Origin of the sequence: Brytella acorum, from assembly GCF_029309905.1 — a bacterium.
GTDB classification, from domain to species: Bacteria; Pseudomonadota; Alphaproteobacteria; order Acetobacterales; family Acetobacteraceae; genus Brytella; species Brytella acorum.
The window spans coordinates 157,107-174,178 of sequence record NZ_JARBJP010000002.1 but is presented as its reverse complement, the minus strand read 5'-3'; the positions used below and the strand labels follow the sequence as shown (position 1 = coordinate 174,178).

Sequence of the window (17,072 nt, the reverse complement as noted above, 5' to 3'; positions counted from 1 at the left end):
GGACAAGTCCTGACAGGCTGCTGAATTGCCATTCGGTCACGATGTCCGCTATTGCGCATGCAACTGATTGCAGCGTAGGGCCAACGTGAAGGCGACTGTCGCCTGCCTGGTTTGGGTTTCTTGAGCAGGCAGGCGGATCAGGGGGCAGACGGACGGTCCGGTTTTGATGTTCCGGTCAGTCAGAACGGAGAGCGTATCGTTAAATCCACCTTTGCCTGACGCGGCGACAAAAGCCAGTGTGCCAAGATGTTTTCTACTTGGGAGCCATCCGAAGGGTGATTGCTGGCCCATGCGACAACACCGTCGGGACGAATGAGCAGGGCGCATAAGCCCATGCGATCTTTTGCATCGACGGCGATATAGGAAAGCCGGTGCTGATAGCGAACACAGAGCTCCTGCAAGCAAGGATTTCCGTCGAAGTCGAGCAGCAGCGCTTTCCCTCGTCGAAGATGTTCGTTCAGACGTCTTCCGTCGTTTAGCCTGAAATCGGGTGCACTGCGCGCCACCAGGGGATGATCGTCACTCAGATCGTAGCGCAAGCCAATTCCCCACACCCGTTCGGCCATATAGGTTGCCCCATCCCGCGTCGCAGCCAGGTCATGCACAATGGCTCGCAATGCACGGGAACCCTGATCTGGCCGCATCAGCGCGACCTGCGCGCGGGACCAGTCAAGGACCTGCTCTGCGACCGGACGTCTTTCATTCTGGTAGCTATCCAGCAGGGCCGGGGCGGCGTCCCCAAGTATTGTTGACGCCAGCTTCCACCCCAGATTCATCGCATCACCGAAACCGAGGTTAAGGCCCTGCCCACCCAGAGGCGAATGAATATGGGCTGCGTCACCGGCCAGAAGCACCCGCCCCTTTCGGTAATCAGAGGCGAGAAAAGCCCGATCGGTCCAGGTCGTCGCAAGGCCGAGCGCCCTGACCTCAACATCGCTTCCAGAGATGCGCCGCAGGACCGTTTGTATGTGATCGCGTGTGAGCGCTCGGTGCCTGTGACAGACTCCTTCATCGAATTCGACCATCCTGATCATGTCAGGGGGGTCAAAGATGTAGGTTCCAGTCGGCGTGTCATGATGGCCGGCGGGGAGGATGCGCGGATCGGCAAGCTCCACCCTGGCGAAGTACCCCGTGAACTCGGGGTCCGTCCCGGTGAAGCCGAAGCCTGCAGCTTTCCGGACGCTGCTCCGTCCGCCATCGCAGCCGACAAGCCAGTTTCCCCGAAAGACCTTATCGTCCGCCCGGACACTGACATCTTTATCCGTAGCGTGAATTTCTGAGACAGATATCCCGTAACTGACCACAACCCCCAGTGTCAGGGCGCGATCTTTCAGGACCGCTTCAATGCTTTCCAGATCGGCAGCCATAGGGCTGATCGTGGACGGCAGACGATGAGCCCACTGCGTTTGATCAATCTGATCCATAAAAAGTCGATGCCCGCGAAATGTCCGGCAGGCTGACGTGTCTGCCTCATCCACGACGCAGCGGATGCGATGTCCCGTTCCGGGATACGCGCTTTGAGAGGCATCAGCAGGCCGCGCCGGTCAAAAATTTCCATCGTCGCGACGGAAAGGCCGCGTAATCCGAAAGGAGCGCGCTTCAAGGACGTGCTGGCATCGCTCGCCTGCTCGAGGATCTGCACCGAACACCCAGCCAGCGCCAGTTCGCAGGCCAGAAAAAGACCAACGGGCCCTGCACCGATAATCAGGACATCGCAGGTCGCAAAGAGGGGATCAGACATTCTTCTACTCCGGGGTCATCGTCCGACCGGAGCGTTTCTCGGACCTGAGCCCCGCTGGGACGAACGGACGAGTACTTGCAGTACCTTTCGTTCGTCGCGGGGGTCTCAGGCACGAAGCCAAAGACCAGAGCTTCCATTACTGGAAGGACTTGGGCTTACCAGACCAAGCCTGCCTTTTCCGACGCACTCTTTCTAGCGCTGCGGCCCTCCCGGCACAACAGATGCAGGGTCACGGAGAGACGACCGTCGCTGAGCAGCAGGATGTACCTCGGTATGGGACGGTCACGACGCGCTGAACCGGAAGCTCTACCTGATCCCATGTCAGGCACATCCGCCCGGATCACCAGTTTGAAGACGTTCGGCAGAAGGAACAACGTCCGTCGGCCATCTCGTCAAACCACACCTTGCCGAGGAGCTCCGGGGTGATTGGAGCATCGAAAGATTCAGTCGTAAGGGCCTGATTTTATTTATATTTTAGGAGTATATTGGCGGAGGGGATGGGATTCGAACCCACGATACGACTTACATCGTATAACGGATTAGCAATCCGCCGCCTTCAGCCTCTCGGCCACCCCTCCGCCTTGAGGGACGCTGCTTTTGGGCAGCGTTTGCTGAGACGCTTTTAGGGGGGAACAACCGGGCCGTCAAACCCCCCTCGGGCTCTTTTTTATGCCCCTACTCGGCGAGAATTTTGCCGAGAAGCTCGTTGACCAGCGCAGGATTACCCTTGCCCTTCATGGCCTTCATCGTCTGGCCGACGAAGAAGCCGAACAGCTTGTCCTTTCCGGACTTGTACTCGGCGAGCTTGTCGGCGTTCGCGGCCAGAATATCGCGAATCGCGCTTTCGATCGCGCCCGTGTCGGTGACCTGACGCAATCCCTTGCGTTCGACAATGGCGGATGCGCTCTCGCCCGTCTCGAACATGTCTTCCAGGACTTCCTTGGCAATCTTCCCGTTGATCGTGGAATCCTTGATCAACGCCAGAAGCTCGCTCAGTCCGGACGCATTCACCGGGCTTTCCTCGATCGACTTGCCGGTCCGATTGAGCGCGGCGAAGAAATCACCAAGCATCCAGTTCACAGCCAGCTTCGGATCGCTCGCTTTTGCGACCTGTTCGTAGAAATCGGCGACCGTCTGTTCCGCCGCCAGAACACCGGATTCATACCGCGAAACGCCGTACTGCGCTTCAAGCCGCGAACGCTTGGCTTCCGGCAATTCCGGCAATGCCGCCCTGAGGGCGTCGACCCACTCACGCTCGATCACCAGCGGCAGAAGGTCTGGGTCCGGGAAGTATCGATAGTCGTGTGCGTCTTCCTTGCTGCGCAACGAACGGGTTTCGCCCCTGGCGTGATCGAACAGGCGCGTCTCCTGATCCACGGTGCCGCCAGCTTCCCAGATCTCGACCTGACGCTGCGCTTCCACTTCGATGGACTGCATCACGAAACGGATGGAATTGACGTTCTTGATCTCGCAGCGCGTCCGGAACGGCTCGCCCGCTTTACGGACGGACACATTCACGTCCGCGCGCATGGAGCCCTCTTCCATGTTGCCATCGCAGGTGCCGATATAGCGCAGGATCTGGCGAAGCTTGCGCAGATAGGCGCCAGCCTCTTCAGGGGAACGGATATCGGGCTCGCTGACGATTTCCATCAGCGCCACGCCCGCGCGGTTGAGATCGATGAACGACCGCGTGGGGTCCTGATCATGCAGGGACTTCCCGGCGTCCTGCTCAAGATGCAGCCGGGTGATGCCGATCTCGCGTTCCGTGCCGTCGGAGAGTTCAACCAGAACCTTGCCTTCACCGACGATCGGATGCGCGAACTGGCTGATCTGGTAGCCCTGCGGCAGATCGGCATAAAAGTAGTTCTTCCGATCGAACCGGCTTTCCAGATGGATCGTCGCGTTCAGACCCAGCCCGGTCCGCACGGCCTGAGCCACGCATTCCGCGTTGATGACCGGCAACATGCCCGGAAAGCCCGCGTCGATCAGGCTGACATGCATATTGGGTTCGCCGCCATAGGTAGCCGACGCGCCCGAGAACAGCTTGGCATGGCTGATAACCTGCGCGTGGACCTCAAGACCGACCACGATTTCCCATGTGCCTGTAGCACCTTCGATCCGGTAGCTCACGCTGCGCTCCCCGCAAACAGGGCGGGTCTGTGCGTAAAGCCCGCCGCCTTCTCCATGACACGGCCCGCAGCGAACAGCGTCTCTTCCTCGAAATAGCGCCCGATCAACTGAAGCCCGAGCGGCAATCCCTTCGAGTCCAGGCCCGCGGGCAACGACAGGGCCGGAACGCCCGCGAGACTGGCAGGAACCGTGAATACGTCGTTCAGATAGACCTGCACCGGATCGGTCGGTTTTTCGTCATGCGCGAACGCCGCCGACGGCGCCGTGGGCGTCAGAAGGACATCGACCTTCTCGAAGGCCGACAGGAAATCGCGCTGAATCAGCGTGCGGATCTTCTGGGCGCGCAGGTAATAGGCGTCATAATAACCCGAGGACAGCACATAGGTGCCCATCAGGATGCGACGACGCACCTCTTCGCCGAAACCGGCATGACGCGTTGCTTCATACATCATATCCAGACTGTCAGCCGGGACGCGTTCGCCAAATCGCACGCCGTCATAGCGGGCCAGATTGGAGGACGCTTCAGCAAGCGCCGCGATGTAGTAGGTGGGGAGACCATATTTCGTGTGCGGCAGGGAAACCTTGACCGTCTCCGCCCCGGCATCACGGAGCCACGCAATCCCCTGCTCCCACAGCGCCTGGATCTCGGCTGGCAGGTCCTCGGAGCGGTATTCCTCGGGAATCCCGACTTTCAGGCCCTTGACCCCACGCTCCAGCGCGTCCACGTATCGCGGCACGGCGAGATCGACGGACGTGCTGTCTTTCGGATCGAACCCGGCCATGGCTTCGAGCATGAGCGCGCAATCCTCGAGCGTGCGCGCCATCGGACCGGCCTGATCGAGCGAACTCGCAAATGCGATCGTGCCAAAACGCGAGCAACGCCCATAGGTCGGCTTGACGCCGGTAATCCCGCAGAACGACGCCGGCTGGCGAATGGAGCCGCCGGTATCGGTGCCTGTCGCACCCAGAACCATGCCGGATGCAACCGCTGCCGCCGACCCACCCGAGGAGCCGCCGGGGACGAGCTTCTTGTCGTCGCCAGCCCGTTTCCACGGATTCGTCACGGAACCGAAAGCCGATGTCAGATTTGTCGAACCCATGGCAAACTCATCGAGGTTGAGCTTGCCGAGGAACACGGCGTCTTGCTTGAGAAGGTTGGCGGTCACCGTGCTCTCATAGGGTGGCACGAAATGCCGCAGGATGTTGCTGCCCGCCGTCGTACGGGTGCCATCCGTGCAGAACAGATCCTTCACACCCAGAGGAATGCCACATAGCAGCCCCCCCTCGCCTTTCGCCAGTTGCTCGTCCGCCGCCTTGGCCGCCAGACGGGCCTGATCAGGGGTCGTCGTGATGAAGGCGTTGATGTCGCCGTCGAGCTTTTCGATCGTGGAAATATGGTGGTCCACGAGTTCGACCGCGGAAATCTCCCGCTTCGCCAGGGCTTCGCGCGCGGCGGCCAGTGTCATGTCACGCATTATTCGACCACCTTCGGCACGGTAAAGAACGCATCGGCGCGATCGGGCGCGTTGGAGAGGACGGCTTCGCGTTTGCCGCCATCCGTCACGACGTCCACCCGCAGGCGCGGCTTGGCAAGACCGGTGCCGATCATCGGTGGCACGTCGGTGATATCGACTTCATTGAGTTGCTCGACCCAACCGAGAATCCCGTCAAGCTCCTGGCGGAGCCCTTCCGCTTCCTGATCATCGAGGCCTATCCGGGCCAATTTGGCGATGCGCCTGACCGTGCGCGTGTCTAACGACATGAAATAGCCGACTTTCCTGATTTTCTGCGGATAATCCTGGCATCCCAGGGCATGAACAGACCATAACGCCTTCCCATGCCTCTGTTCAATCCGCACACACTCCGAGCCTCCATCCCTCCGGGAGCCCGCGTCCTCGGTCTCGACCCCGGCAGCAAGACCATCGGCCTCGCCCTGACCGACGTTTCGCTGACCCTTGCCTCTCCCTATCTCGGCATCCCGCGCCGCAAACTCGGGGAAGTCGCGAAGACTCTTGCCGACATCGTCAGGAAAAACGACATCGCGGCCCTCGTCGCCGGCCTGCCGCTTTCGCTTGATGGCAGCTTCGGACCGGCCGCCCGCGCCGCGCAGGACTGGATGACCGATCTCTCGGATCGCCTCTCCTTACCCGCCGCTTTATGGGACGAGCGCCTCTCGTCAAGCGCCGTCAATCGTTTCCTGATCCAGGAAGCGGACATGACGCGCAAACGACGCGCCGAGGTCGTCGACAAGATGGCGGCCGCCTATATGTTGCAGGCATGGCTGGATGCCACGCGAAAAGACGACGACGCCCCCGAATGAGGGAAGCCATTCGGAGGCGGTTAAACCACCGCGCCAAATCCATGTTCGCGTCGATGTACCAGCAGGTCAGCGACACGCCGTAGAGAGGGCTCAAGACTCTCGCGGCTGGAGGCGCTTCCAAGAGCGATGCGAACCCGACGAGGCGGCTCGTGCTCGACCGCGAATACGCTGCCCGGCACGAGTCCCAGGCCCTGTTTGCGGGCATGGGAAACAAATTCCGCGCTCTCCCACCATTCCGGCAGTTTCAGCCACACATGTGGCCCGTCAGGATGCATGCCGTGACCGCCTCCCAGGATACCGAGAGCGATCGCCTGCCGTTCCCGCAATTCAGTTTGAATGGCGCTCAGAATGGCTCCTGCCGAACCATTCTGAATCCATCGCGTGGCAAGACTGGTCATCAGCCCCGAACTGGCGAGGCTGAGCGCCCTGATGGCCGATGTCATCCGATATCCGGCCTCCATACTGGGGACGACAAGATAGGCCAGTCGCAGGCCTGGGGAGATGACCTTGGACAGGCTTGAGATATAGAACACACGTGACGGATCGAGTTGCGCGAGGGCTGGGAGAGGGTCACGAAGAAGAAGACCGTAAGGATCGTCTTCAAGCAGGAAAAGGCGGTGCTGGCGGGCCACTGCGAGGATGGCCTCGCGCCGCTGAACGGACATTGTTGCTGTCGACGGATTCTGGACGGTCGGCGTACAGTAAATCAGCTTGGGCGCGTAGCGGCGACATACGTCATCCATCGCGTCAGGCATCATGCCTTCTGCGTCGCCCTCGACCCCTTTGATGATCAGGCCAAACTGCGCCGCTACCGCGCGGATACCGGGATACGTAAAACGATCGGTGAGAATGGTGTCACCCGGCGATGTCAGCGTCGATACGACGGCGGCGATGGCCGCCTGAGCGCCCGGCACAATCAACACCAGATCTTCCTTGCGCGCACCGACGAGCGGCTTCACCCATTCGGCTCCGAGCCGCCGCTCTTCCACTGTTCCTCCGGTGACGCGATAGCTCAGTAGCGCACCAGAATCCGACTTGCGGAGCAATGCCCTCATGTCACTCTGGATCAGATTTTCCAGAGATGGACTATCCGGAACCGGCGGAATATTCATTGTCAGATCGATGATCGCGCCCTGAGTATCGCGCCAACCCGCGTCGCCTGCACCGGTCTTTATAAAAGTGCCTCGTCCAACCGTCGCCTCGATCAGCCCCCGGCGTCGCGCTTCTGAAAAGCCGCGCGTAACAGTCGTCAAATCCACGCCCAACATTCTCGCGATCTGCCGCTGTGGGGGCAATCGATCGCCATCTTGCAAAAGCCGCTGCCGCAATGAATCTTCCAGCGCGAGAACAATCGACAGATAAGCTGGCCCAGGATTTCTGTCGACCAGACGTTTCCACCGAGGCATAAGATCTACGTCGGGCATTCGATTACCGAATTTTTATTTTTATGAGTGAACGTAAGTTTTTATCCATTACTTTACAATCTCCAACATCATCTATGCAACATTCAAAATAAAATATCAATATTCATGCAATGCATGCTTTTCTCCGATGGTGCGCAAAATCGCGTCGACCACCACGTGCAACCCCGGGGCCACCAGAGACCATGACGCACAAGACAAATCATGAAACCTTTGACAGAAAATTAGATATAAAAAACAACAGCTTGAATCCAAAATCTGTCAAGCCTTCGAGTTCCTGATCTGATTGTATGGTTTCTCGGCAGGGCCATAGGCAGATTTAACGTAGAATTGTATGGATTTGCATACATCATAAGGAGAAAACAAATTTGCTCCGACGGGTCAACGGCCTTAATCCTACGCCGTGAACACCGTTGCCAAACGACTTTTCAAAACTTTACCCACCGCCGTCTCCGCATGGGCGACTTATGCATTCGGCCCCGATGAAAATATTTTTCCGTCATAGCTCAAGGATAGAAAGAATGCAGGACGCACAAGGCACCCTGGCCAACAAAACAGGTCCTGATACCGCCGATCGAAAAAAGTCCGAAAGAAAATTGAAATCCAGATTTATAGGCATGGTCGCAGGACTTTTTCTTGCCCATGCTTATGTCGCTCTTGCTCTCCACTATACCTATATGGACAGCCATAACTATTTTCACACAAGCTATATAGCGCTTTTCGGCGCGCTTCTTGGTGGCCTTCTTTTCTGCTGGCACATTGGAATTTCCTGAAGGCGCACGAGGACATCATGAGCACACCCACGACAACGTCCCGCGGCTTTCTGGCTCCGCTCGAAACCGTCTCGTGCTGGGCCATTCCGTTTATTGTGGATGCGGCTGTCGCCATTCTTGAACAGCAACCGCAATACAGCGCCTATTCCATCTGGTCCTGGCCGATCGTCCTTGGCAGCCTGATCGTCGGCTACTTTCTTGGCCCCATGATCGACGGTTTTTTTACGAAGATTTTCCGATAACGCCCGTCAACACACCCTGACTCTATCCGGGTGCGTCAAAACGGGCTCGATGTCCGCCCGACGCCTTAACCTGCCGCGTTTCGGCCCATGCGACGATAGACGAAAGGCTGATCATCCGTTTGAACGATCGCCTTGTCTACCAGTCCGCGATCGGGGGATAGTCGGCAAACCGGATCGGTCGCGTCCGCGCGGCCGGTCAGAGCCAGCGCCTGACAACGACACCCGCCCCAGTCCTCTTCTTTCCGGGCGCAGGAGCGACAGGGTTCGGGCATCCAGTCCGTACCACGAAACATCCCGAACAGTTTCGATTCATTCCAGATCCGAGCCAACCCTGTTTCCCTCACATCGGGGAAAAGCACGCCCGGAATGGTTTCGGCCGCATGACAGGGCAATACACGGCCCGACGGCGTGATGTTCAGGAAACGCTGGCCCCACCCTCCCATGCAAGGCTTCGGTTCATCCGCATAATAATCCGGGGTGACGAAATCGATGGCCATCCGCGTCCCGAATCTCTCACGGGCAGCCGCCACATCGTGCTCGCTCTGCTGAAGCTGTTCGCGCGTCGGCAGCAGAGCACGGCGATTTCTCAAACCCCATCCATAATACTGGGTATGGGCGATCTCGACCCGGCGCGCGCCGAGTTCCTCGGCAAGATCGAACATCTGCGGAATCCGCTCGACGTTCAGACGATGCACGACGAAGTTCAAAGTGAGCGGCATACCATCGGCGACCACCAGACGCGCGGCTTCGATCTTCTTTTCCTGCGCCCCTTTCATCCCACCGATATGCTCCGCCATTATCGGCGCCACGTCCTGAAACGACAGCTGGACATGATCCAACCCCGCGGACGAAAGCGCTCCCAGCGCCTTGGAATCCATCAGGACCCCGGACGTGATGAGATTTGTATAAAGCCCTTTTCGCACCGCATGCCGCACGAGTTCGGACAGATCACGCCGGACCATCGGCTCACCGCCGGAAAAATGAACCTGCAGCACCCCCAGATCCGCGGCTTCATCAAAAACCCGTATCCATTCCTGCGTGGAAAGCTCCTGGGCCACCGGCTCCAGCGCCTCCGGATTCGAGCAATACGGGCATTGTAACGGACAGCGATGGGTGAGTTCCGCCAGCAGGCTCATCGGAGGCGCGGGCAGCGTCATGAACGCCACACCAGCGCCTGCCGATCCACAAGGTCAGCGACCATGGACAACACGTCCGACGCAATCGTCTCACGCGGCGCATCGTAAGCCGTCGTCAGATCGTCGATGATGTGAGCCAGCGTGACGTCGCCGCTGACGCGCTGCAGGACCGCCGCAGCGATGTCGTCAACGATGAAGGCGCGCTCAGGGGCCTGAATGACCCATTGCTCGCGCACGCGGTCGCGCTGAAGCCGGACGCCTCGGGCGAAAGCAGGCACGCGCCCTTCAGGATTGCAGGACATCAGACCGGCCGGAACGCTCCGGGCGGGATGAGGCCCGGTTCGACATAGGCGTAATCCAGGGCATCCAGCATGGACCACAGGACACCGCACTTGAAGCGGAGCGCAGCCAGAACGGCCTGCTGCTGCGGGATCGTGCATGCATGCGTTTTCACATAGGCGAGTGCGAAATCAGAATCGCGCGGGGCCTGCGTCAGACGGGGCGTGAAATAGGCCAACGTATCCTGGGTGATGAAATCGTAATTGCGCAGCATGCCTGAAACACGCTCGCTGATGATGGTCGGCGAGAAGAGTTCCGTCAGCGACGATGCGATGGCCTCGAGAATGGAGCGTTCACCCACGAAGTGAACATAGGCATCGACGGCAAAACGCGTGCCGGGCAGAAGCCCGTCGAGAGATTCAACATAGTCTCGCTCCAGGCCGAGGCCATCCGTCAGCCGGAGCCACCGTGCGACGCCGCCCGTGCCAGGCGCATCGCCGTCATGATCCTCGATCCGGCGGCGCCATTCGCGACGCAGTTCCGCCGTCGGCAGGCGCGCGAGCAGGGTCGCGTCCTTTGCAGGGATACGAGCCTGATAATAATAGCGATTCAAGGCCCAGGCCTGAACCTGGGTCCGGCTCAGCCGGCCATCATGAAGCGCACGATGAAACGGATGGCGATTGTGGTAGCGCTCTTCGCCGATGGCCCGAAGCGCGGCCTCCAGTTGTCCCGGTGAAAGCAGCGTTTCGCTCATAGTGAAATCCTCATGCCGTCATAAGCGACGTCCCATCCCGACTGCTCGACCTGGGCACGCTCCGGCGAGTCCGCGAGAAGGATAGGGTTCGAATTGTTGATATGAATGAAAATCTTCCGTCCGATCGTCAGATCTTTGAAGGATACGATCGCACCATCGGCGTCGTGGACGGACATGTGACCCATCCTCTGGCCGGTCTTCTGCCCCAGACCGGCACGGATCATTTCGTTATCCTGCCAGAGCGTGCCGTCGAACATGACGAGGTCCGCCCCCTCGATGCGCTTTCGGAGAGTCGGCGTCATGCGGGCGCATCCGGGGATGAACAGCATCCGCGTCCGTCCATCCGAAACCTCCAGCCCCACGGTCTCGCCATTTTCCACGATACTGGCGGGATTTTCGCCTTTTTCGGCATAAAGCGGAACCTTTCCCGGCACGGGAAAAAGTCGGGCGGTCAGGCCATGCCGTGCGATAGGCTCTTCGGGTTCGATCGCGTGACGCGCGACAAGGCTGCGATCCAGCGCTTCGAAAATCGGGTTCGCATCGAGCTGGTCCAGAACGGGCCGCGTTGCGAGAAGCTCAAAGGATTGGCGCTCGCGCAGCGTCAGAAGACCGACGATCGTATCGATCTCGGCGCCGGTAAGGATGACGCCCGCGATCGGTGTCGAACGCAGACCGTGTCTCGGGTGAAGCTCGCGCGTCTGATGGATCTGCTGCCGGAGATCGGGAGATGCGTTAACGACATACCAGTGCTCACCATCGCCGCTTATGGCTATGGAAGCCTGTGTTCGAGCGGGAGCCGCCGGATCACCGGCCCGCGCTCGACGGCAGCCCTCAGCATTGGAGTTCCATTGCGGAAATCCACCTCCCGCGGCGGCGCCAAGCACGATCACATCTATCATGGGATCGGTCTATAAAAGCAAAACGCCGTCAGCGCGAGGCACTGACGGCGTTTCAACGTGACCTGAGAAGACTACTTCTTCTGGCCGCAGACGTAGCTGTTGATTTCTGCACCCAGCGGCACTTCGGTCACCTTCGGTGTGTTCCAAGCCATGAGCATCATCCTTTCATGTCGGTTGCGGACTGCGGTTACTATAGGCACCGCTGCGGCGGGGGCCAGTTCACATCTTCTTGAGATCCGGAGCATCATCCGATGCGGATAGACTCATCGGCTCGAAAAAAATGTTCTATAAAACAATGATCTGAAATCGTATCCGCGAACCGGCGTGAACCGACATAACCCCAAAAGGAGGGATCGTCAGCCCAGCGATCATCCCGTCTCGACAGTCATGGAGCAAGAACACCATGACATCACGCACACGGCCAAATGGAACCATGCCAATGGACCCCCTCATCCACGATGTCGCACATCATCGCTTCGCCATCGCGCTCGGAGCGGAGAACTCAGCTTTCATCAGCTATTATGAAAAAGACCACCATCTTGTGCTGGACCACACGGAAGTTCCTGTCGCCTTTGGCGGGCGGGGGATCGGTGCGAGACTGGCTCAAGCCGTCTTCGACCATCTGCGGACCACGGGCCAGCGAGTGGAACTGGAGTGCAGCTTTCTCAAGCGCTTTGTCACGCTTCACCCGGAATATGCCGCCATTGTCGTCCCAGCGCCCGGGAGTTGAGGCAGGTGCTGACATTGGCCACGCAACATCAACGGCATCACGAAAGCGATTAAATAGGGGGAATTCCGCGGACCGGATGGTGGGCGCAACAGGGATTGAACCTGTGACCCCTACCATGTCAAAACCGGCTGACTCCAACGAAATCAGAGACTTAAAGAGTCCAACACGTTCAAAAACGGCACGCACGATCAAGGAAAAATCGTGCAATGCGTGCGAGCAGCGTACTAGAAACTGACTCTGTTGTCACGGATCTCAGGACCTTTCAGGCAAGTTTTTTTCATCGCGTTCTGGCTTCGAGCGGGAGTGCGGAGCGATGAGCCGCCATGCTTCCGTCAAGGCAGCCTTCCGCAAGCAGGTTCTGAGCCTCTATTTTGACCACAAACTGAAGCCATCCGAAAAATCCGTGCTCATGACGCTCGCCACCTTCCTCGGGGCGGGCGGCCTCTATCCGAGTCACGATGCCATCGCTCGGGCCTGTCGTTATTCGGTGCGGACGGTCATCCGGGCGCTTGAACGTGGCTATGAGCTTGGACTGATCGAGCGTACCCACCGGCGCAAGCGGGTTGAGGGTCGATGGGTGAGAACCAGCAATACCTACAAACTCCTTATCAAGGCCACCGATCAGCTTCGCGCGGCCGGAAAGCATATGGCCCGCGCCATTTTCCGGGGCGTGCGGGTTGTAAGTGACAGGATGGCGCAGAAGGCGTCCAGAGATATACATATTGAGGAGAAGCGACTGCTTTCAGGGCGTCGATACCCCGAACCGCATGGTCCGAGCCAGCTTTCACCCGGCGAGTGGATCGAAATCATCAACGGCTGGAAAACCACCTGACCCGCAATTCAGTCTGATCAGCATTGCTAAAGGGGCATTTGCGCTTGTCGCCGCTGAGGTGGCCCTGTTACGTATTACGAATCGTAATACGGAGCATGGGCCATGGAAACGGTCGTCGTTCGAAAACAGGGCAATTCTGTCGGTGTCACCCTTCCTGCGGAGACACGTATCCGGCTTGGTCTGGAGGTCGGGCAGGAACTCACGCTGGTCGAAATGGCCGACGGCATCAAGCTGGTGAAGCGCAATCTCAAACTTGAGCGTCAGATGCAGATGGCGCGCGAGACGCTGCGTGAGCAGGCGGATGTTCTTCAGGAACTGGCCAAGCGCTAATGCAGGACGTGCCGGAGTTTCTGGAACCCGACGCGGTGCTGTTCATGCACGATCAGGCCCTGAAGGAATACGGCGGAGCCCACGGGCTCAAAAGCGAAGATCTGCTGCACAGCGCGTTAGCCCGTGCAGAACACCGCTGGCACTACGCTGAGGAGCCTCCCCCGGACACCGCGACTCTGGCTGCTGCCTACGCTTATGGCATTGCTCGCAATCATCCCTTCAATGACGCCAACAAACGGACAGCCTGGAGCTGCTGCGTCCTTTTCCTTCGCTTGAACGGAACTCGTGTGCAGGTTAGCGCCCCGGAAGCTGTCGAAGCCATGGTGGCTCTTGCGTCTGGTGCCATGGGGGAAGATGCGTTCGCAGCTTGGCTCCGACGGTGTTCCCTGAGCGAGTTGATAGAGAGTTCTCAAGGTTGAAGGAGGTCGATTAGGAACGCTGCGAAGAACTCATCATTCCCACTCAATCATCAATGAACCAATTAATTCCAATATTTTCAAGACTTAGCGGGATTTATGTCTGCAGATACCACGAAAAATACCATTTTCGTTCTCTAGTCGGAGTTCGCGAATGGATGGCCCGATCAAACCCGGCCAGCCACTCTCATGTGCCAGTCACTCTTATGTAACACGTAGCGCAGGCGCCCACGATGGTGGCGCCACATCGAAAAATCAGCTTGTCTGACTATAGCACTTAGTGCTACATTTTATCTAAAATTTTTTGGCAGCGTTCCGGAAAGTTGATCGCTATGCGTAAGACAGGCTCACCCAACATCGAAGCCGTGCGCGGCACGGCCAAAGGGCATGGCAACGCCGGCCCAATTGATCAAGTCACGCTACGCGAAATCAACCCGCTTTGGCTGTCACCGGTGGAACCGTTGGAGCCCGCCGAGATTAAGCGCATCCGCGAGAGCGCGCACGTTAGCCAAGCGGTATTTGCGCGCCTACTGAACACGAGTCTTTCAACCGTTCAGAAATGGGAGATTGGGCAAAAAAACCCCGCCGGCACTGCACTCAAGTTGTTGCATCTGGTTCACAAACGCGGCCTAAAAGGCGTCGCATGACTGTAAGGCTCCGGCAACACTCGATCCGGCAGTCAATACGCAGCGCAGCCTCTGGCAATGGAATTCAGTCTATCGGCGAGCCGCCTCTCCCCCGACGGCTCGTGGGCAAAGATGAAATCGCATGAACGCAGATATTCTTAAAAGAGTAATACGCGCGATTGCCGATGGTTCCCAGCCTGACTTAGATCGACTTGCCTCCAGGATCGTTGAAGCTAAGCGCAAGACCGGCACGCCAGTCTGGCCGAACTGCTCGAGGCCATCCTCAGGCAGCCCAAGACAAGGCGTGGAGCGCCATCGCCGGCTCCATCAGCCAACGTCGAGCGCACGCTTAAAGAGCTGCCCATGAGCCGGCGTCACTGCTCCCTGCCACCCAAGGAAGAAAAAGATGACCAATCCGTTCCAGACACGGCAGCCCAACATCGGCGGCAATCGCAATATCCGAACGCCGCAACGTGAGGCTTACCAGGCGCTGGTGAACTACGCGAGCAATCCGGGAGAGACTGAACGGGAGGTGGGTATCGTTCTCCCGGTCGGCTGCGGGAAGTCCGGCACGATCACGCTCGCGCCCTTCGCCTTCCGGTCAGCGCGTACTTTGGTTGTCGCGCCGGGCGTACCGATCGCCGGGCAGTTGGCAGCGGACTTCAATCCCAGCAACCAAGGAATGTTTTATCAAAAGTGCCAAGTGTTGGCCGGCGCTCCGTATCCTGAGCCTGTCGAGATCCGAGGCACAACCGCAAACCGCGCCGATTTGGATGACGCTCACGTTGTCATAACCAACATCCAACAATTGCAGGGTGACGGCAACCGCTGGCTGCAAACCCTGCCAGCGGACTACTTCGATCTGATACTTTTCGACGAGGGACACCATAGTGTCGCGGATAGCTGGACCGCGCTGAAAGCGCGCTTCCCTAACGCGAAAATCGTCAATTTCAGCGCGACGCCGATGCGAGCCGACGGCCAGATCATGGCGGGTCGCGTTCTGTATTCATATCCCATTTTCCGAGCGATCCAGGAAGGGTACGTCAAGAGACTGAAGGCCGTGCAGCTGAATCCGCGGACACTACGCTATGTGCGCCGCGACGGCGGTGCCGAAATCGAGGTCGGCCTCGCCGAGGTGAGGCGGCTCGGCGAGGCGGATGCGGACTTTCGCCGCAGCATCGTGACCTCGACGGAGACGCTCAACACCATCGTAGACGCCTCGATTCGTGAGCTTGACCGGCTCCGTACCGAGACCGGCGAGGGGCGGCTGAAGATCATTGCGTCTGCGTTGAACTTCGAACACTGCCGTCAAATCGTTCAAGCCTACGTGGCACGCGGCCAGCGCGCGGGATACGTGCACTCACGCGAAGACAGCGCCGCCAACCAGCGCGTGATGCAGCAGCTCGAAAACGATCAGCTCGATGTCATCGTGCAGGTGCGTAAACTCGGCGAGGGGTTCGATCATCCCTACCTAGCGGTGGCAGCGGTTTTCAGCATCTTCGCCAACCTGTCGCCGTTCGTGCAGTTCGTCGGTCGGATCATGCGGGTAATCGTTCAGAACGCTCCCGGCCACGTGCTGAACCAGGGCGTCGTCGTTTTCCATGCAGGAGCAAACATCGCGAGGCAGTGGGGCGACTTCCAGCAGTACAGCGAAGCCGACCAGGCTTACTTCGATCAGCTGCTGCCGCTTGAGGGACTTGATCCCGGCGATCCTCAGGGCGAACGCGAAATCATGCCTGCACCGCGAACTTGGGATGACCTGGAAGTGCGCGCCCAGTCCGAAGTTCAGCTGGAAGAGATCCATCTGCTCGAAGAAGACGAGGCTGCAGCGATCCGGTTATTACAAGAGCGCGGCATCATAGCCGGCGACTTCGACCCGTCCCGCCAAGCTCTCCAGCCGGTCCCCGTCACTAAGGTGGCGCAACGTCAGGCGATGCGCGACAGCCTCGATATGCGGGTGCGGACCGAAGCTGCGCGAGTCCTGCATCAGCGTGGCATAAACCCAGCCGGGCGCGACCTCGATCGGCAGCGCCTCGGACGCGACAACCTCATCGTTCTGAAGGCCGCGATCGACCGCCAAGTCAACGCTACCGTCGGTCGCACGAGCCGGCAGCGCCATGAATTCACGCGCCCCGAGCTGGATCAGATCGACGCGAATTTCGCGGGGCTCGTGGCACAAGCGGAGAGAGAGGTCTTCGGTGGCAATTAAGTCATTGATCTGCCAAGTCGCCGTGGATGTGGCCGGGAAGTCGCACAACTGTCAGGCAAACGCGAAGCATCGCATCTCGATGGGTGAAACGCGATTGAAAGTGCGGAATGGGCGAAGCTGGGACCACTACTGTACGGCCTGTGCTGCGACCATCATCGCGCGCGACCTTGCCAAGCTGACCGCGCTGCAGCAACTCAAGCCGACAGATGAACTCGCGAATTGACTCGCTGGTAA

The 17,072-nt window shown here is 59.0% G+C and carries 21 protein-coding genes and 1 tRNA gene; 10 read left to right on the top strand and 12 right to left on the bottom strand.

Features of this window, described 5'->3' with window-relative positions; translation table 11 throughout:
- Nucleotides 1-179: 179 nt before the first annotated feature.
- The 6 genes from PWM43_RS04105 to gatC all read right to left on the bottom strand — a co-directional run bounded on the left by PWM43_RS04105 (nucleotide 180) and on the right by gatC (nucleotide 5,633).
- Nucleotides 180-1,367, bottom strand: a complete 1,188-nt coding sequence (locus PWM43_RS04105) for an FAD-dependent monooxygenase (RefSeq protein WP_289841301.1) — start codon at nucleotides 1,365-1,367, stop codon at nucleotides 180-182.
- Entirely contained in the window at nucleotides 1,331-1,741 is a 411-nt protein-coding gene (locus PWM43_RS04100; RefSeq protein WP_289841300.1) for an FAD-dependent monooxygenase, read from the bottom strand. Before PWM43_RS04100 ends, PWM43_RS04105 begins: the two co-directional genes overlap by 37 nt.
- A 486-nt stretch (nucleotides 1,742-2,227) precedes the next feature.
- A tRNA-Ser gene (locus tag PWM43_RS04095) sits at nucleotides 2,228-2,319 on the bottom strand.
- 97 nt (nucleotides 2,320-2,416) lie between these two features.
- Nucleotides 2,417-3,871 carry an Asp-tRNA(Asn)/Glu-tRNA(Gln) amidotransferase subunit GatB gene (gene gatB / locus PWM43_RS04090; protein WP_289841299.1) on the bottom strand — a complete coding sequence of 485 codons (1,455 nt, stop codon included), beginning with the start codon at nucleotides 3,869-3,871 and terminating at the stop codon, nucleotides 2,417-2,419.
- Nucleotides 3,868-5,346: an Asp-tRNA(Asn)/Glu-tRNA(Gln) amidotransferase subunit GatA gene (gene gatA, locus PWM43_RS04085; protein WP_289841298.1), complete on the bottom strand. Its 1,479-nt coding sequence runs from the start codon at nucleotides 5,344-5,346 to the stop codon at nucleotides 3,868-3,870. Before gatA ends, gatB begins: the two co-directional genes overlap by 4 nt.
- The gene (gene gatC / locus PWM43_RS04080; protein WP_289841297.1) at nucleotides 5,346-5,633 is read right to left on the bottom strand and encodes an Asp-tRNA(Asn)/Glu-tRNA(Gln) amidotransferase subunit GatC; all 288 of its coding nucleotides are present in this window, start codon (nucleotides 5,631-5,633) and stop codon (nucleotides 5,346-5,348) included. Before gatC ends, gatA begins: the two co-directional genes overlap by 1 nt.
- 75 nt (nucleotides 5,634-5,708) lie before the next feature.
- On the opposite strand from gatC, the gene ruvX reads away from it, so the two are divergent.
- Nucleotides 5,709-6,191, top strand: coding sequence for a Holliday junction resolvase RuvX (gene ruvX / locus PWM43_RS04075; protein ID WP_289841296.1), 483 nt, complete (start codon nucleotides 5,709-5,711; stop codon nucleotides 6,189-6,191).
- Between the two features lie 20 nt (nucleotides 6,192-6,211).
- On the opposite strand, the gene PWM43_RS04070 is transcribed toward ruvX, so the two are convergent.
- Nucleotides 6,212-7,615 (bottom strand): aminotransferase-like domain-containing protein, encoded by a 1,404-nt coding sequence (locus tag PWM43_RS04070; protein ID WP_289841295.1) that lies wholly within the window; start codon nucleotides 7,613-7,615, stop codon nucleotides 6,212-6,214.
- Nucleotides 7,616-8,133: 518 nt separating this feature from the next.
- On the opposite strand from PWM43_RS04070, the gene PWM43_RS04065 reads away from it, so the two are divergent.
- Entirely contained in the window at nucleotides 8,134-8,385 is a 252-nt protein-coding gene (locus PWM43_RS04065) for a hypothetical protein (RefSeq protein ID WP_289841294.1), read from the top strand.
- A 17-nt stretch (nucleotides 8,386-8,402) separates the two neighbouring features.
- Nucleotides 8,403-8,627, top strand: a complete 225-nt coding sequence (locus PWM43_RS04060) for a hypothetical protein (protein ID WP_289841293.1) — start codon at nucleotides 8,403-8,405, stop codon at nucleotides 8,625-8,627.
- Between the two features lie 65 nt (nucleotides 8,628-8,692).
- Here the strand turns inward: PWM43_RS04060 and pqqE are convergent, their stop codons facing one another.
- The 5 genes from pqqE to pqqA all read right to left on the bottom strand — a co-directional run bounded on the left by pqqE (nucleotide 8,693) and on the right by pqqA (nucleotide 11,847).
- Nucleotides 8,693-9,784 (bottom strand): pyrroloquinoline quinone biosynthesis protein PqqE, encoded by a 1,092-nt coding sequence (gene pqqE / locus PWM43_RS04055; RefSeq protein ID WP_289841292.1) that lies wholly within the window; start codon nucleotides 9,782-9,784, stop codon nucleotides 8,693-8,695.
- Nucleotides 9,781-10,065, bottom strand: a complete 285-nt coding sequence (gene pqqD / locus PWM43_RS04050) for a pyrroloquinoline quinone biosynthesis peptide chaperone PqqD (RefSeq protein WP_289841291.1) — start codon at nucleotides 10,063-10,065, stop codon at nucleotides 9,781-9,783. The genes pqqE and pqqD overlap by 4 nt, the downstream gene beginning before the upstream one ends.
- Complete coding sequence (gene pqqC / locus PWM43_RS04045; RefSeq protein ID WP_289841290.1) at nucleotides 10,065-10,796, bottom strand: pyrroloquinoline-quinone synthase PqqC; 732 nt, start codon at nucleotides 10,794-10,796, stop codon at nucleotides 10,065-10,067. Before pqqC ends, pqqD begins: the two co-directional genes overlap by 1 nt.
- Nucleotides 10,793-11,695, bottom strand: coding sequence for a pyrroloquinoline quinone biosynthesis protein PqqB (gene pqqB, locus PWM43_RS04040; protein WP_289841289.1), 903 nt, complete (start codon nucleotides 11,693-11,695; stop codon nucleotides 10,793-10,795). Before pqqB ends, pqqC begins: the two co-directional genes overlap by 4 nt.
- 71 nt (nucleotides 11,696-11,766) lie before the next feature.
- Complete coding sequence (pqqA, locus tag PWM43_RS04035) at nucleotides 11,767-11,847, bottom strand: pyrroloquinoline quinone precursor peptide PqqA (protein WP_289841725.1); 81 nt, start codon at nucleotides 11,845-11,847, stop codon at nucleotides 11,767-11,769.
- Between the two features lie 287 nt (nucleotides 11,848-12,134).
- On the opposite strand from pqqA, the gene PWM43_RS04030 reads away from it, so the two are divergent.
- From PWM43_RS04030 to PWM43_RS04000, 7 genes are all read left to right on the top strand, one after another.
- On the top strand, nucleotides 12,135-12,425 hold the full coding sequence (locus tag PWM43_RS04030) for a GNAT family N-acetyltransferase (RefSeq protein WP_289841288.1): 291 nt from the start codon (nucleotides 12,135-12,137) through the stop codon (nucleotides 12,423-12,425).
- A 313-nt stretch (nucleotides 12,426-12,738) separates the two neighbouring features.
- Entirely contained in the window at nucleotides 12,739-13,257 is a 519-nt protein-coding gene (locus PWM43_RS04025) for a helix-turn-helix domain-containing protein (RefSeq protein ID WP_237955468.1), read from the top strand.
- A gap of 102 nt (nucleotides 13,258-13,359) precedes the next feature.
- Nucleotides 13,360-13,587 (top strand): AbrB/MazE/SpoVT family DNA-binding domain-containing protein, encoded by a 228-nt coding sequence (locus tag PWM43_RS04020; protein ID WP_035382081.1) that lies wholly within the window; start codon nucleotides 13,360-13,362, stop codon nucleotides 13,585-13,587.
- Entirely contained in the window at nucleotides 13,587-14,006 is a 420-nt protein-coding gene (locus PWM43_RS04015; protein WP_289841287.1) for a type II toxin-antitoxin system death-on-curing family toxin, read from the top strand. The genes PWM43_RS04020 and PWM43_RS04015 overlap by 1 nt, the downstream gene beginning before the upstream one ends.
- 329 nt (nucleotides 14,007-14,335) lie before the next feature.
- Nucleotides 14,336-14,650, top strand: coding sequence for a helix-turn-helix domain-containing protein (locus PWM43_RS04010; RefSeq protein WP_289841286.1), 315 nt, complete (start codon nucleotides 14,336-14,338; stop codon nucleotides 14,648-14,650).
- Between the two features lie 385 nt (nucleotides 14,651-15,035).
- On the top strand, nucleotides 15,036-16,838 hold the full coding sequence (locus PWM43_RS04005) for a DEAD/DEAH box helicase (RefSeq protein WP_289841285.1): 1,803 nt from the start codon (nucleotides 15,036-15,038) through the stop codon (nucleotides 16,836-16,838).
- Nucleotides 16,828-17,061, top strand: coding sequence for a hypothetical protein (locus tag PWM43_RS04000; protein ID WP_289841284.1), 234 nt, complete (start codon nucleotides 16,828-16,830; stop codon nucleotides 17,059-17,061). The genes PWM43_RS04005 and PWM43_RS04000 overlap by 11 nt, the downstream gene beginning before the upstream one ends.
- Nucleotides 17,062-17,072 lie beyond the last annotated feature (11 nt).

What these genes read in the sequence shown, in the direction of transcription:
- PWM43_RS04105 (WP_289841301.1), bottom strand. Translation starts at nt 1,367, where the DNA reads ATGGCTGCCGATCTGGAAAGCATTGAAGCGGTCCTGAAAGATCGCGCC.
- PWM43_RS04100 (WP_289841300.1), bottom strand. Translation starts at nt 1,741, where the DNA reads ATGTCTGATCCCCTCTTTGCGACCTGCGATGTCCTGATTATCGGTGCA.
- gatA (WP_289841298.1), bottom strand. Translation starts at nt 5,346, where the DNA reads ATGCGTGACATGACACTGGCCGCCGCGCGCGAAGCCCTGGCGAAGCGG.
- gatC (WP_289841297.1), bottom strand. Translation starts at nt 5,633, where the DNA reads ATGTCGTTAGACACGCGCACGGTCAGGCGCATCGCCAAATTGGCCCGG.
- ruvX (WP_289841296.1), top strand. Translation starts at nt 5,709, where the DNA reads ATGCCTCTGTTCAATCCGCACACACTCCGAGCCTCCATCCCTCCGGGA.
- PWM43_RS04070 (WP_289841295.1), bottom strand. Translation starts at nt 7,615, where the DNA reads ATGCCCGACGTAGATCTTATGCCTCGGTGGAAACGTCTGGTCGACAGA.
- PWM43_RS04065 (WP_289841294.1), top strand. Translation starts at nt 8,134, where the DNA reads ATGCAGGACGCACAAGGCACCCTGGCCAACAAAACAGGTCCTGATACC.
- PWM43_RS04060 (WP_289841293.1), top strand. Translation starts at nt 8,403, where the DNA reads ATGAGCACACCCACGACAACGTCCCGCGGCTTTCTGGCTCCGCTCGAA.
- pqqE (WP_289841292.1), bottom strand. Translation starts at nt 9,784, where the DNA reads ATGACGCTGCCCGCGCCTCCGATGAGCCTGCTGGCGGAACTCACCCAT.
- pqqD (WP_289841291.1), bottom strand. Translation starts at nt 10,065, where the DNA reads ATGTCCTGCAATCCTGAAGGGCGCGTGCCTGCTTTCGCCCGAGGCGTC.
- pqqC (WP_289841290.1), bottom strand. Translation starts at nt 10,796, where the DNA reads ATGAGCGAAACGCTGCTTTCACCGGGACAACTGGAGGCCGCGCTTCGG.
- pqqB (WP_289841289.1), bottom strand. Translation starts at nt 11,695, where the DNA reads ATGATAGATGTGATCGTGCTTGGCGCCGCCGCGGGAGGTGGATTTCCG.
- pqqA (WP_289841725.1), bottom strand. Translation starts at nt 11,847, where the DNA reads ATGGCTTGGAACACACCGAAGGTGACCGAAGTGCCGCTGGGTGCAGAA.
- PWM43_RS04030 (WP_289841288.1), top strand. Translation starts at nt 12,135, where the DNA reads ATGGACCCCCTCATCCACGATGTCGCACATCATCGCTTCGCCATCGCG.
- PWM43_RS04025 (WP_237955468.1), top strand. Translation starts at nt 12,739, where the DNA reads ATGAGCCGCCATGCTTCCGTCAAGGCAGCCTTCCGCAAGCAGGTTCTG.
- PWM43_RS04020 (WP_035382081.1), top strand. Translation starts at nt 13,360, where the DNA reads ATGGAAACGGTCGTCGTTCGAAAACAGGGCAATTCTGTCGGTGTCACC.
- PWM43_RS04015 (WP_289841287.1), top strand. Translation starts at nt 13,587, where the DNA reads ATGCAGGACGTGCCGGAGTTTCTGGAACCCGACGCGGTGCTGTTCATG.
- PWM43_RS04010 (WP_289841286.1), top strand. Translation starts at nt 14,336, where the DNA reads ATGCGTAAGACAGGCTCACCCAACATCGAAGCCGTGCGCGGCACGGCC.
- PWM43_RS04005 (WP_289841285.1), top strand. Translation starts at nt 15,036, where the DNA reads ATGACCAATCCGTTCCAGACACGGCAGCCCAACATCGGCGGCAATCGC.